General features: G+C 73.9%; 12 protein-coding genes. 6 read left to right on the top strand and 6 right to left on the bottom strand.

What is annotated here, in order from left to right; translation table 11 throughout:
- Window positions 1-14: 14 nt before the first annotated feature.
- Window positions 15-482 carry a hypothetical protein gene (locus tag ACF0H8_RS20650; protein ID WP_395290717.1) on the bottom strand — a complete coding sequence of 156 codons (468 nt, stop codon included), beginning with the start codon at window positions 480-482 and terminating at the stop codon, window positions 15-17.
- Between the two features lie 272 nt (window positions 483-754).
- On the opposite strand from ACF0H8_RS20650, the gene ACF0H8_RS20645 reads away from it, so the two are divergent.
- From ACF0H8_RS20645 to ispF, 3 genes are all read left to right on the top strand, one after another.
- Entirely contained in the window at window positions 755-1,237 is a 483-nt protein-coding gene (locus ACF0H8_RS20645) for a CarD family transcriptional regulator (protein WP_395290716.1), read from the top strand.
- 73 nt (window positions 1,238-1,310) lie between these two features.
- Window positions 1,311-2,036, top strand: a complete 726-nt coding sequence (gene ispD / locus ACF0H8_RS20640; protein WP_395290715.1) for a 2-C-methyl-D-erythritol 4-phosphate cytidylyltransferase — start codon at window positions 1,311-1,313, stop codon at window positions 2,034-2,036.
- Between the two features lie 198 nt (window positions 2,037-2,234).
- The gene (gene ispF, locus ACF0H8_RS20635) at window positions 2,235-2,732 is read left to right on the top strand and encodes a 2-C-methyl-D-erythritol 2,4-cyclodiphosphate synthase (protein ID WP_395290714.1); all 498 of its coding nucleotides are present in this window, start codon (window positions 2,235-2,237) and stop codon (window positions 2,730-2,732) included.
- A 240-nt stretch (window positions 2,733-2,972) separates the two neighbouring features.
- Here ispF and ACF0H8_RS20630 read toward each other — a convergent pair whose 3' ends face one another.
- A complete protein-coding gene (locus tag ACF0H8_RS20630) occupies window positions 2,973-4,310 on the bottom strand; it encodes an MFS transporter (protein WP_395290713.1) in 1,338 nt (445 codons plus the stop codon).
- An 82-nt stretch (window positions 4,311-4,392) separates the two neighbouring features.
- Between ACF0H8_RS20630 and cysS the strand changes: the two genes are divergently transcribed.
- The 3 genes from cysS to ACF0H8_RS20615 all read left to right on the top strand — a co-directional run bounded on the left by cysS (window position 4,393) and on the right by ACF0H8_RS20615 (window position 8,081).
- Complete coding sequence (gene cysS / locus ACF0H8_RS20625) at window positions 4,393-5,835, top strand: cysteine--tRNA ligase (protein ID WP_395290712.1); 1,443 nt, start codon at window positions 4,393-4,395, stop codon at window positions 5,833-5,835.
- Window positions 5,835-6,866 carry a 23S rRNA (guanosine(2251)-2'-O)-methyltransferase RlmB gene (gene rlmB / locus ACF0H8_RS20620; protein ID WP_395290711.1) on the top strand — a complete coding sequence of 344 codons (1,032 nt, stop codon included), beginning with the start codon at window positions 5,835-5,837 and terminating at the stop codon, window positions 6,864-6,866. Before cysS ends, rlmB begins: the two co-directional genes overlap by 1 nt.
- An 87-nt stretch (window positions 6,867-6,953) precedes the next feature.
- The gene (locus ACF0H8_RS20615; protein ID WP_395290710.1) at window positions 6,954-8,081 is read left to right on the top strand and encodes a hypothetical protein; all 1,128 of its coding nucleotides are present in this window, start codon (window positions 6,954-6,956) and stop codon (window positions 8,079-8,081) included.
- A 6-nt stretch (window positions 8,082-8,087) separates the two neighbouring features.
- Here the strand turns inward: ACF0H8_RS20615 and ACF0H8_RS20610 are convergent, their stop codons facing one another.
- The 4 genes from ACF0H8_RS20610 to ACF0H8_RS20595 form a co-directional block, all read right to left on the bottom strand.
- Window positions 8,088-9,344 (bottom strand): DUF4032 domain-containing protein, encoded by a 1,257-nt coding sequence (locus ACF0H8_RS20610; protein WP_395290709.1) that lies wholly within the window; start codon window positions 9,342-9,344, stop codon window positions 8,088-8,090.
- Window positions 9,345-9,496: 152 nt separating this feature from the next.
- Window positions 9,497-10,624, bottom strand: a complete 1,128-nt coding sequence (locus ACF0H8_RS20605) for an ABC transporter ATP-binding protein (protein ID WP_395290708.1) — start codon at window positions 10,622-10,624, stop codon at window positions 9,497-9,499.
- Window positions 10,625-10,758: 134 nt separating this feature from the next.
- Window positions 10,759-11,676 (bottom strand): trehalose-phosphatase, encoded by a 918-nt coding sequence (gene otsB / locus ACF0H8_RS20600; RefSeq protein WP_395290707.1) that lies wholly within the window; start codon window positions 11,674-11,676, stop codon window positions 10,759-10,761.
- A complete protein-coding gene (locus ACF0H8_RS20595) occupies window positions 11,673-13,106 on the bottom strand; it encodes a trehalose-6-phosphate synthase (protein WP_395290706.1) in 1,434 nt (477 codons plus the stop codon). Before ACF0H8_RS20595 ends, otsB begins: the two co-directional genes overlap by 4 nt.
- Window positions 13,107-13,374 lie beyond the last annotated feature (268 nt).

Here is a 13,374-nt window from a genome sequence, read left to right as displayed (position 1 = left end):
GGACCGACGCGGCGTCAGGCTGCGTCCTCCAGGTACTCGTCGTAGGGCGGGAGCGTCCCGTCGAGCACCGGCACCTCGACCTCGATGTCGCCCACGCCGTCGGCGGAGACGGTCGCCGGCAGCGTCGAGCCGGGGGCGCCCTCACCGGTCGCGGTGGAGATCCCGGCCCCGGTGAAGTTGACGGTATCGCCGCTGCCCGCGCGCACGGGGATGGGCTGGCCGCTGTCGCCGAGCGCGAAGGTGATGCTGATGGGCTCCGTGGAGTTGTTGGCGACGGCGCCGAGCAGGTGCGCCGGCTCGCCCTCGCCCTCGGTGAGGATCATCAGGTTCTCGACCGACACCCCGTTCGTCACCGACACCCGGATGCCGTCGCTCGGCGCGTACGGAATCTGCGTCGTGATCGGGTTCGCGACCGAGCACCCGGTGAGGCCGGCGACGAGCACGGCGGCAGCGATGACGGTGCGGCGGGTGGTGCGAGCCACGGGATCTCCTTCGTCGGTGTCCTTCGGGGGAGCCGCGGCACGGCGCTCTCCCACGGGGAGGTTACCGGAGGATGCCGGTGAGCCCGCCACCGCGCGCCGCCACCGCCGGCCGCCCGCCGCCGGCGGACGGCCGCGACGGGGCCCGCTCAGGACGCCGCGCCCGGGCCCGCGCGTCTCCCGGCCCGGCCGTGTCTGTTTGCTCACGAGCCGCAGAATTACGCCATTTCGGCGTGCTAGACTAGAGGCCTTCACGACTGAGGGAGCACCTGAAAATGACCTTCGCTGTCGGCGAGACCGTTGTCTACCCGCACCACGGGGCGGCGCTGATCGAAGATATCTCCACGCGGGTCATCCGCGGGGAGGAGAAGCTCTACCTGCACCTGAGAGTCGCCCAGGGTGACCTGAAGATCCAGGTCCCCGCCGAGAACGTCGACCTGGTCGGGGTGCGCGACGTGGTCGGCAAGGAAGGCCTGGAGAAGGTCCTCGAGGTGCTGCGTGCGCCGTACACCGAGGAGCCCACCAACTGGTCGCGACGCTACAAGGCGAACGTCGAGAAGATCGCCTCCGGCGACATCATCAAGGTCTCCGAGGTCGTCCGCGACCTCTCGCGCCGTGACACCGACCGTGGCCTCTCGGCCGGCGAGAAGCGCATGCTCGCCAAGGCCCGCCAGATCCTCGTCTCCGAGCTCGCGCTCGCCGAGAAGACGGACGAGGAGAAGGCTGAGGCCATGCTCGACGAGGTGCTCGCGTCCTGACGCCCCGTCCCCCAGCTCGCGCGACGCGCGCGGCGGCCCCCGTGGCCGCCGCGCGCTTCTGTGCTGTGCGCCGATGACGACCGCCGCGGTCCTCACCGCCGCCGGCTCCGGGACCCGGCTGGGGCACCGCCTGCCCAAGGGGCTGGTCGAGCTCGCCGGGGTTCCCCTGGTGGTGCGCGCGGCCCGCGGGCTGGAGCGGGCCGGGTGCCTGAGCGCCGTCGTCGTCACCGTCCCGCCGCACGAGGTGGCCGGGTTCCGGGCGCTGTTCGTGGGCGGCCGGGTGCCCGGGACGCGCCTGCCCGCCGTCGTCGTCCCCGGCGGCGCCACCCGTCAGGCCTCCGTCGCGGCGGGCGTGGCGGCGCTGGACGACGACGTCGACGTCGTCCTCGTCCACGACGCCGCGCGCTGCCTGACCCCGTCCGAGCTGGTCCGGCGGGTGGAGGCCGCGGTGCGCGAGGGTCACCGCGCCGTCGTCCCGGCGCTGCCCGTCTCCGACACCGTCAAGCAGGTCGGCGCGCCGGACGCCAGCGGGGCGGAGCCCGTGCGGGCCACGCTGGACCGGGCGGTGCTGCGGGCGGTGCAGACCCCGCAGGGCTTCGACCGGGAGCTGCTCGAGGCGGCGCACGCGGCCGGGGCCTCGCGGGCAGGGGACGAGACGCTCGCCGCCACCGACGACGCCGGCCTGGTCGAGGCGCTCGGCGAGACGGTGTGGGTGGTGCCCGGCCACGAGCGGGCCATGAAGATCACCACGCCCCGCGACCTCGCCCTGGCCCGGCTCCTCCTCGACGAGCCCGCCTGACGCCCCCTCCCTCCCCGCCGCCGAACCCCTCCCCGCCGCCGAGACGACGTCATTTCCTCCCCGACATGTCATCTGCTCCTCGACATGTCATCTGCTCCGCGACACGTCAGGTACTTCTCGACCCGCGTACGCCACGGTGCGCGCGCCTGTGGTTCTCCGTGGGGCAGGGCGCCGGCGTCCGGCCGCTACCGTGACGTCATGCTGCTGCCGCGCACCGGGATCGGGACCGACGTCCACGCGTTCGCGCCGGAAGGGTCCGACAGGCCGATGCGGCTGGCGTGCCTGAGCTGGCCGGGCGTTACCGGCCTGGCCGGCCACTCCGACGCCGACGTCGCCGCGCATGCCGCCTGCGACGCCCTGTTCTCGGCGGCCGGTCTGGGTGACCTCGGCTCGCAGTTCGGCACCTCCGACCCGCAGTGGGCGGGCGCCTCAGGCGCCAGCCTGCTCGCCGAGACGGCACGCCGCGTGCGCGCGGCCGGCTACGAGATCGGGAACGTGACGGTCCAGGTCATCGGCCTGCGCCCCAAGATCGGCCCGCGGCGGTCCGAGGCCGAGACCGCGATGAGCGCGGCGCTCTCCGCCCCGGTCAGCCTGAGCGCGACGACGACGGACGGGCTGGGCTTCACCGGGCGGGGTGAGGGCGTGGCGGCCGTCGCCAGCGCGCTCGTCGTGCCCACGGGCCCCGGGAATCTCTGACCGCGGAGGTCCGCAGTGTGCACACGGCGGACGGCGTGCCGGCGGCCTCGCCGGTGGCAAAGCGGCTGCGGGAAGAGCTGACGCCTCGGTGAGGCGATGACGTCTCGGTGAAGAGTTGACGTGTCGGGGAGAACTTGACGTCTCGGTGTGAAGTGACGGCTCGGGGAGAACCTGACGTCTCGGTGTGAAGTGACGGTTCCCGGAGGAGACGACGTCTCGCGCCCCCTTCGCACCCGGGGGTCAGCGGCGGGACGTCACGCCCGGGATGCGCAGCGGCCAGATCGCCGCCAGGCCCAGCGCCAGCGTCGCGACGATGCCGAGCAGGCCCAGCCGGGCCCCGCCGACGGCGGTGAACAGCGCGACGAGCGCCGGCGCCAGGAAGGAGACCGCCCGCCCCGCCGTCGCGTACAGCCCGAAGGTCTCGTTGGCCTCCTGGACCGGGGTGATCCGCGAGAGCAGCGTGCGCGAGGCCGACTGCACCGCCCCGACGAGCGCGGCGATGCCCATGCCGAACACCCAGAACACGGCGGTGGCGTCGAACGCGACGATCACCACCCCGAAGGCGACCATCGCGGCGAGGGAGCCGACGATCACCGGCCGGGGGCCGGTGCGGTCGTCCACCTTGCCGAAGACCCAGGTGCCCAGGGCGGCGACCACGTTGGCCGCTATCCCGAACACCGCCACCTGCACGGTGTCCATGCCGTAGGCGGAGGAGGCGATGACGCCGGCGAACGAGAACACCGCGCCCAGCCCGTCGCGGTAGACCGCCGACGCCACCAGGAAGTGCAGCAGCGCCCGCTCCTGCCGCCACATCCGCACCACGCGGGCGACGATCTCCCGGTAGGCCCGCAGCGGACGGAACGGCTCGCGCACCCGGGCGGCGTCGGGCACCTCCCGGGGCCCCCACACCATGACCGGGACGGAGAAGACCAGGAACCAGCCGGCGCACAGCAGCGCCACGGCTCGCGCGTTGGCGGCGTCCTCGGTGGGGATGCCCAGCATGCCGCCGTCGAGGATGAACCCGAACAGCGCGATGACCAGCGCCAGGACCCCGCCGACGTACCCCAGCGCCCACGCCGTGCCGGAGATCCGCCCGATCGTGCTGGGGGTGGAGATCTGCAGCAGCATGCCGTTGTAGAACACCCCGGCGATCTCGGCGATCACGGAGGCCAGCGCGATGAGGGTGACGCCGAGCAGGAGGTAGGAGTCCTCCGGGCGGACGAACCACATCGCCGCCATCGTCACGACGACGGCGAGCGTGGCCGCCGTCAGCATCAGGCGCCGGCTGCGCAGCCGGTCCGCCCACGCGCCCATGAGCGGGGCGAGCAGCGCGACGCCGATGCCGGCGATCGTCTGGGCGTTGGAGTAGACCTGCTGGCCCCGCTCGGGGTCGGCGGCCACGGTGCCGGTGACGTAGACGGAGAAGACGAAGGACAGGATGACGGTGTTGAACGCGTTGGAGCCGAGGTCCCACAGGCTCCACGCGGCGATGGTGCGGCGCGGCGCGGGCTCCGGCGCGGCCCAGGGCGTCTCGCCGGGGGCGGGCTCGGCCGGGCGCCCGGCTGGGGGGTGCGTCACGTGGGGCACGGTAGCGCCCGCGGGGGACCGCCGGTGAACATCGCGCGATGGCCGGGGCGGTGCGCCCCGGTAGCCTGACCTGGTGACCCTCAGCCTCTACGACTCCGCCAGCCGGTCGGTGCGCCCCCTCGAGCCCCTGCAGCCGGGCAAGGTGGGCATCTACCTGTGCGGGGCCACCGTGCAGGGTTCCCCGCACGTGGGGCACATGCGCGCCTCGATCGCCTTCGACGTCCTGACCAGGTGGCTGCGCCGCGGCGGCACCGAGGTCACCCTGGTGCGCAACGTGACCGACATCGACGACAAGATCCTCGCCAAGTCCGCCGAGGCCGGGGTGCCGTGGTGGGCCTGGGCGTACCGCTTCGAGCAGCAGTTCACCGCCGCCTACGACGTGCTCGGCGTCGCCCGGCCTACCTACGAGCCGCGCGCCACCGGGCACGTGACCGAGATGGTCGAGCTCATGGAGCGAATCCTCGAGCGCGGCCACGCCTACCGCGGCGAGCAGGGCAACGTCTACTTCGACGTGCGCTCGCTGCCGGAGTACGGCGCCCTGACCCGCCAGGCGCTGGAGCACATGTCCATGGGCGACGCCGAGGACGGCGAGCCGGACAAGCGGGACCCGCGCGACTTCGCGCTGTGGAAGGCGCCCAAGGCGGGCGAGCCGGAGAGCGCGAGCTGGCCCACCCCGTACGGGCGCGGCCGGCCGGGCTGGCACCTGGAGTGCTCGACCATGGCCCACCGCTACCTCGGGGAGACCTTCGACATCCACGGCGGCGGCATCGACCTGCGCTTCCCGCACCACGAGAACGAGCTGGCGCAGTCCCGCGCCGCGGGCTACGGCTTCGCGCGGCACTGGGTGCACAACGCCTGGGTCACCGTGGGCGGGGAGAAGATGAGCAAGTCGCTCGGCAACTCCCTGGTGGTCACCGAGGTGCTCAAGCGCACCAGCGCCCCGGTGCTGCGCTTCGCCCTGGGCACGGTGCACTACCGGTCCACCGTGGAGTTCTCCAACGTCACCCTCAGCGAGGCGGCAACGGCGTGGGAGCGGTTCTCCGGGTTCGTCGCGCGCTCCGTCGAGGTGGTCGGGGAGGTTCCCGCCGCGGAGGTCGCGGCCCAGGGGCCGGACCAGCTGCCGCCCGCGTTCGTGGAGGCGATGGACGACGACCTGAACATCTCCGCGGGCCTGGCCGTCGTCCACGAGCAGCTGCGCGCAGGCAACACCGCGCTGGCCGAGCGCGACGACGTCGCCACGCGGGCCGCGCAGCTGCGGGTGCGGGCCATGCTCGACGTCCTCGGGCTGGACCCGCTGGCCGAGCCGTGGCGCACGGCGGGCGGCAACGGGGTGCGCTCGGCGGAGCACGAGGCGCTCGACGTCCTGGTCTCGGCGGTGCTCGCCGACCGGGTCGAGGCGCGCAAGGCGAAGGACTGGGCGCGTGCCGACGCCCTGCGGGACAAGCTGGCCGAGGCCGGCATCGTGGTGGAGGACTCCGCCGCCGGCGCGCGCTGGCAACTGAAGGGGAAGAGCTGATGGCCGGAAACTCCCAGCGGCGGGGCGCGGTGCGCAAGCCGGGTTCGAAGAAGGGGCAGGTCGTCGGCTCCGGCGGGCAGCGCCGTCGGGGCCTGCAGGGCCGCGGGCCGACGCCGAAGGCCGAGGAGCGCGAGCACCACCCCGCGGCCAAGCGCAAGGCCGCCGCGGAGAAGGCCGCCGCCAAGGCCGGCCGGCCCGCCGCGCGCGGGGCCGGGCGCGACGCCGGCCGGGAGGCCGCCCGCTCCGAGGCCGTGGTGGCCCGTACCCGCGCCGCCCTCGGCGTCGGCGCGGACCACGAGCTCATCGCCGGCCGCAACCCGGTGACCGAGGCCGTGCGCTCCGGCATCCCGCTGGCACAGGTCTTCCTCGCCGGCGGCATGGCCACCGACGAGCGCGTCGCCGAGGTGGTGCGCACGGCCACCGCGCTGGGCACGCCGCTGCTCGAGGTCACCCGCGCCGAGCTGGACCGGCTCACCGACGGCGCGGTGCACCAGGGCGTCGTGATCGAGGTGCCGGCGTACGACTACCGGGACGCCGCCGACCTGCTCGCCCGCGCCGAGCGGGCGAACCACCCGGCGCTGATCGTCGCCCTCGACGGCGTCACCGACCCGCACAACCTCGGGGCCGTGCTGCGCAGCGCCGGGGCGTTCGGCGCCGACGGGGTGCTGGTGCCCGAGCGCCGCTCCGCCGGCGTGAACGCGACCGCGTGGAAGGTCTCCGCCGGCGCGGCGGCGCGGGTGCCGGTCGCGCGGGCTACCAACCTCGTGCGGGCGCTGACGGACCTGAAGGAGGCCGGCTGCTTCGTCGTCGGCCTCGACGCCGGCGGCGCCACCACCGTGGGCGAGCTGGAGCTGTCGACCGAGCCGATCGTGCTCGTCACCGGGTCGGAGGGCAAGGGCCTGAGCAGGCTCGTGCGGCAGACCTGCGACGTCGTCGCCTCCGTCCCGATCGCTGCGGCGGTGGAGTCGCTCAACGCCGCCGTCGCGACCGGGATCGCGCTGTACGAGGTGTCCCGGCACCGCTCCGCCTGACCCACCACCGCGCCGGCCCGCCCGCTCGCCGGCCGACCTGCACCGCCCGGCGCCGCCGGCGGCGCCCGACCGACGGAAGGAACCCGCGTGAGCCCTGGCACGACCTGGAACCGCACCCAGGGCGTCATGGTCGCGACGTCGCTGGACCCCGCCGAGGTCGCCGCCCGCCTCGAGGCGGCCGGGGTGGTGGCGCGCCTGGAGTGGTATCCCGGCACCGAGCACCTGCTGTCGGTGTCGGTGCTCTCCGACGACGCGGGCGGGGTGGGCACCCGCGGCCCCGGCGGCGTGGTGCCCGGCACGTCCGTGGCGGAGCTCGCGGAGGACCTGGGCGTCGTCTTCGGCGCCGACGTGCTCATGGCCGGCGTGCCGCCGGCCAGCCACGCCGTCGCCGCCGAGGAGGCGGCCGCCGCGGAGCGGGGCGCGGGCGCCGCACCCGACGCCGGCATCCCCGGCGTCGTGGAGGAGGAGGACACCGCCCACGACGCGCGCACCGTCGTCGTGACCTCGATGCCCGCCCACCAGGCGCCGTTGCACGCCAACCTGCTCGGCCGCGCCGTGACCGTCGCGGAGCACGGCTCCCGGCGGCTGCTCGTCACCACCGGGCCGGGGCGCGAGCTCGGCGTCCTGGGCTGGGAGGCCGACGCCTACCCCGTGCTGCGCCTGCAGGTGGACGCCGAGGACCGCACCGCCCTCCTGCTGCCCGGACCCGACGAGAGCGGGGACGAGGAGACCGAGGGCGCCGCCGTGTTCAGCTGGGCCATGCGCAGCCGGTACGTCACAGGCGCCGGCGAGGACGACGCCGCCGCGCTGGAGCTGGCGCAGCGGGTGCTCGGCGACGACGCCGCCGCCGCGGCCTTCGCCGCGGCGGTGCCCGGCGCGGACCCCGTGGCGGTGGCCACGGCGATGCGCCTGCCGGGGCAGACCGGGCTGGCGGCGTTCGTCGCCGCGCTCGGCCTGCCCGCCGCCGTCGCCGACGTGCTCGAGGGACGGGCGGAGCCGGGAGACCTGCCCGGGGCCGTCACGCACGAGCCGCAGCCCCTCGGCCGGGCGGCGGCGAGCTCGGCGAAGCTGGCCCTGGCGGCCAGCGCGCCCGGCAGGGCGGTGCTCGAGACCCCGCCTCCGCCGCGCTGGCTGGTCCGCGGCGCGCTGGCGGGGCTCGGGGCGGTCACGGCCGCGACGGCGGCCGCGCTGGTCGCCCGCCGCGTGCGGCGCTGAGGTGGTTCAGGCGCCGGCCGGCTCGTCCGCGGGGACGTCGGCGAGGCCGCCGTGGTGCAGGAACGCCCGCTCGTCCGGCCGGTGGCGCAGCACGTTCTCGGTGTAGGACCGCACCGCCTCGGCCATCGGGACGTCCCGCTTCTGCTGCTGGGAGATGAACCAGCGGTGCTCGAGCACCTCGTGGAAGATCTCCGCCGGCTCGAGCTTCTTGCGCAGCTCGCGCGGCACCGCCCGCACGGTGGGGTTGAACACCTCGTCCAGCCAGTCGTGCGCCACGAGGGTCAGGTCGTCGTTCTGCCGGTCGGTCACCGCGCGGTACGCGTCGAGGTCGTTGAGCATCCGGCGGGCCTGGTTCTCCTGCACGTCCAGGCCGGTCAGCCGCATGATCTGGCGGTGGAAGTGGCCGGCGTCGACCACCTTGGGCTGAAGGCTCACCGTGGTGCCGCCGACGTCGGTGGTGATCGACAGCTCGCCGACGTCGTAGCCCAGGGCGTTGAGCCTGTTGATGCGCTCGGCCACCCGCCAGCGCTCCCCGGACTCGAAGGACTCCTCCCGCGTGAGCTCGGACCACAGCGATTCGTAGCGCTCCACGATCTGGTTGCCCACCTCGATGACGTCCACGTCCTCGCTCAGCACCTCGCCGGCCTGGAGGTCCATGAGCTCGCCGATGGTGTTGGTGCGGGCGAGGTCCACGTCGTAGCTGCGCTGGCCCGGGGTGAGCGAGGAGTGCAGCTCGCCGGTCTCGGCGTCGACCAGGTAGGCCGCGAAGGCGCCGGCGTCACGGCGGAAGAGGGTGTTCGACAGGGAGACGTCGCCCCAGTAGAAGCCCTCCAGGTGCAGCCGGACCAGCAGCACGGCCAGGGCGTCGATGAGCCGGTCCGCGGTCTCCGGGCGCATGTACTGGCTGAACAGCGCCCGGTAGGGCAGGGAGTACTGCAGGTGCTCGGTCACCAGGGCGGAGTTGAGCTCCTCGCCGTCGCGGCCGGTGCGCCCGGTGATGACGGCGAGCGGCTGGACGGCGGGCGCCTCCAGGGTGCGCAGGGAGCGCAGCAGCTCGTACTCGTGGTAGGCGACCGTCTCGCCGATCTCCTTCACGGCGATGACGCGGCCGGAGAGCTTGACGAAGCGGACCACGTGCCGGGAGATGCCCCGGGGGAGCGCGGCGAGGACCTCCGTCGGCCACTCCTCGAGCGGGACCTCCCAGGGCAGGTCCAGCAGCGCGGGGTCCACCGTGGCGGCGGTGATCTGCAGCTGCTTTGCCATGGGGGCCATTCTCTCAGGTGGTCCACGGGCCGGAAACATGCCGGTCGTCGTAATTGTGTGAACTTCGTCCGATTCACCGCGAGAGGCGGTGACGGCGCGACGGCGGGGCGGGATCTGCTCCCGCCCCGCCGTCGTCGGCCGTCGCTCGCGAGCTACTGCGGCAGGCGCTCGCCGGTCGCGGAGGAGAACACGTGCTGCTCACCCTCGCGGATGCGCACGTGGATGGTGTCGCCCTTCATCGGGGTGTCCCGCGGGTCGACGCGCACGATCACCTGGCTGGCGTCCTCGCCGGAGCCGAGGTGCTCCTTGAGCTCGCGCGAGCCGGCGAGCTCGCCGTAGACGAAGGCGTCGGAGCCGAGCTCCTCGACCACGTTGACCAGCACCGGGATGGTGCCCGGGCCGGCCGTGGGCACCCGGTCGAGGGACTCCGGGCGGAAGCCCAGGATCACCCGGCCGTTGTCCGCGGCGGTCATCGCAGTGATGGTGGTGCGGGTCAGCGGCACCTTGGCCTCGCCCAGGACGGCCTCGCCGTTCTCGACGTGGAAGTCGCCGAGGTTCATCGCGGGGGAGCCGATGAAGCCCGCCACGAACACGTTCGCCGGGGTGTCGTACATCTCCCGCGGCGTGCCGACCTGCTGGAGCAGGCCGTCCTTGAGGACCGCGATGCGGTCGCCCATGGTCAGCGCCTCGGTCTGGTCGTGCGTGACGTACACGGTGGTCACCCCGAGGCGGCGCTGCAGGGAGGCGATCTGGGTGCGGGTCTGCACGCGCAGCTTGGCGTCGAGGTTCGACAGCGGCTCGTCCATGAGGAACACCCGCGGCTGGCGCACGATTGCCCGGCCCATCGCCACGCGCTGGCGCTGACCGCCGGAGAGAGCCTTGGGCTTGCGGCCCAGGTACTCCGTCAGGTCCAGGATCTTGGCGGCCTCCTTGACCCGCTGCTCGATCTCGGACTTGGGGGTCCCCGCGATCTTCAGGGCGAAGCCCATGTTGTCGGCCACGGACATGTGCGGGTAGAGCGCGTAGTTCTGGAAGACCATGGCGATGTCACGGTCCTTGGGCTGGACGTCGGTGACGTCGCGGTCACCGATGTAGATCCGCCCGGAGTTGACGTCCTCGAGCCCGGCGAGCATCCGCAGGGACGTGGACTTCCCGCAACCCGAGGGGCCGACGAGAACGAGGAACTCGCCGTCGGCGACCTCCAGGTCGAGGGCGTCCACCGCGGGACGCTCCGACCCGGGATAGACCCTCGTGGCTTTGTCGAAGGTGACTGAGGCCATGGTGATACACACTCCTTCACCGGCAGGTACGTGCCGGACGATCCGTCGTGAAGGTGTCAGGTCGTGTCCGCACTGACACAGCAGCGCCGCGGCACGTGCCGCGACCTGCCAGGACTCATGGTGGCACAGAAGTGTTACAGGGGCGTGTCTTCCCGCAGCTCCACCAGGCGCAGCAGCACCGCCGAGAACTCCTCCGGGTCGGCGACCCGGTACGCCGCCCCCGTCTCGCCGTCGCCGACCTTGATGCTCACGTCCCCGTCACCGAGGAGGACGGCGAAGGCGTCCTCGTCGGTGGTGTCGTCGCCGGCGTAGAGCACGGCGTCGGCACCGACGGCGGAGCGCAGCCGCACCAGGGCGTCGCCCTTGGTCACGTCGAGCACCGCCATCTCGACGACCTCCTTGCCCACGACGGTCTGGACGCCGCTCCGGGCGGCCGGGCCGTCGAGGGCCGCCCGGGTGAGGCGGGCGGCGTCGTCGCGCGCGGCGCGGCGGGTGTGCAGGACGGCGGCGGCGGGCTTGACCTGCACCCACGCGCCGGGCACGCCGGCGGCGATCGCCTCGGTCTCGCGCACCAGCTCCGCGCGCAGCGCCTCCTGCTCGGGCGTCAGCTCGACCGGGTCCGCCTCCAGCACCAGCTCGCCGGCGGGGGAGAGCACCACGGTGCCCCACTGGGCGCCGTGGCTGCCCACCACCCGGGTGCCCACCGGCACCTGGGCGAGCGCGACCAGGTCGTTGGCCTCGCGGCCCGAGACGACGGCGACCTCCACGCCCGGCATCCCGGCCAGGTCCGCGACCGCGCCGGCGGACTCGGGCAGCATCCGCGAGGTGGCCGGGTCGAGCACGATCGGGGCGAGCACCCCGTCGAAGTCCAGGCCCACCAGGATCGTGGGGGCGGCGGCGAGCTCACGCAGCGCGGAGTCCAGCCCCTCCTGCAGGTGGGCGGTGAACAGCGGCGCGGCCACGCCGGGGCCGGGCACGCCCTCGTCGCGGGCGGCCGGGCTGTCGTCCTGGCCGCCGCGGGGGGCGGCGTCCGACGGGCGGTCGGTGCTCATGCGTTCTCCAGCTGGCTCGGCACGGACATGGCGAGGTAGCCGAGGAAGTCGTCCGCCCAGCGCTGGACGTCGTGCTCGAGGACGCGCCGGCGCATGCTGCGCATCCGGCGGCGGCCCTCGCGCGGGTCCATGCCGATCGCCCGCATGATCGTGGCCTTGGTGCCGTCGATGTCGTGCGGGTTGATCTGCAGCGCCTGGGTCAGCTCGTCGGCCGCCCCGGTGAACTCGCTGAGCACCAGGGCGCCGCCCAGGTCGGAGCGGGCGGCGACGTACTCCTTGGCGACCAGGTTCATCCCGTCGCGCAGGGAGGTCACGAGCATGACGTCCGAGGCGCGGTACAGGGCCGCCATCTCCTCCATGGGGTAGGAGTGGTGCATGTAGTGCACGGCGGCGTGGCCCAGGGTGCCGAAGTCGCCGTTGATGCGCCCGACGGTGACCTCGACCTCGTCGCGCAGGGTCTGGTACTGCTCCACCCGCTCGCGGGAGGGGCTGGCCACCTGCACCATGCAGGCCTCCGGCACGCGCAGCTGGCCGTCCTCCAGCAGCTCGCCGAAGGCCTTGAGCCGGTGGCGGATCCCCTTGGTGTAGTCGAGCCGGTCCACGCCGAGCAGCAGGGTCTCGGGGCTGCCGAGCTCCTTGCGGATCTCCTTGGCGCGGGCCAGCACCTTGGGGGTGCGGGCCAGCTCGTCGAAGGAGGCGGCGTCGATGGAGATCGGGAAGGCCTGGGCGCGCACCACGCGGTCCGGCCGCGACCAGCGGCCGGGCATGGTCACCTGCGGGCCGCGCACCTGCAGGTCCGTCAGGCGGCGCACCGCGCGCAGGAAGTTCGCGGCGTCCCCGGGCCGCTGAAAGCCGACCAGGTCGGCGCCGAGCAGGCCGTCCACCACCTGCCGCCGCCAGGGCAGCTGGGTGAAGATCTCCACCGGCGGGAAGGGGATGTGGTTGAAGAAGCCGATCTTGACGTCCGGCCGCAGCAGCCGCAGCACCGCCGGCACCAGCTGCAGCTGGTAGTCGTGCACCCACACGGTGCCGCCCGGGGCCACGGCCTCGGCGGCGGCGGAGGCGAACCTGCGGTTGACCGAGACGTAGGTGTTCCACCAGTTGCGGTGGAACTCCGGCGCCACGATGACGTCGTGGTACAGCGGCCACAGCGTGCCGTTGGAGAAGCCCTCGTAGTAGTCGGCCACCTCGCGCTCGCTGAGCGTGACCGGCCACAGCCGCATGCCCTCGCCGTCGAACGGCTCGTGCTCGAAGCCGGCGGTGCCGGACCAGCCGACCCACGCGCCGGCGTTCTTCTGCATGATCGGGGCGAGCGCCGTCACGAGGCCGCCGGGGGAGCGCTGCCAGGTGAGGGAGCCGTCGGACTCGACGGTGATGTCCACGGGCAGGCGGTTGGCTACGACGACGAACTCGTGTTCTCCGGCGGGCATGGCGGGGATCAGCTCCTTCTGGGTTCTGCCGCCACGCTACCGGCGGGCCGCGCGGGACGCCCGGCGACGTGAGGGCGGTCTCACGCCCCGGTAGCGATGCTGGTCGGGTGGCGGCCTGGTCGCCCGTCCTCAGGCCGCCGTCGTCCCGGCGCCGAGCCGCCTTGGAACTGGCGCCGCCCCTGGCGTGCGACGCCGCCTCGAGGTCTACGTCCTCGCGGGGCTCGAGTCGCCGCGGGGCACGGGGTTCCGCTCCCGGCGGCGCTGGGTA

Origin of the sequence: Georgenia sp. AZ-5 (assembly GCF_043952095.1) — a bacterium.
Classification (GTDB): domain Bacteria; phylum Actinomycetota; class Actinomycetes; order Actinomycetales; family Actinomycetaceae; genus Georgenia.
This window is presented reverse-complemented; position numbering and strand designations above follow the sequence as displayed.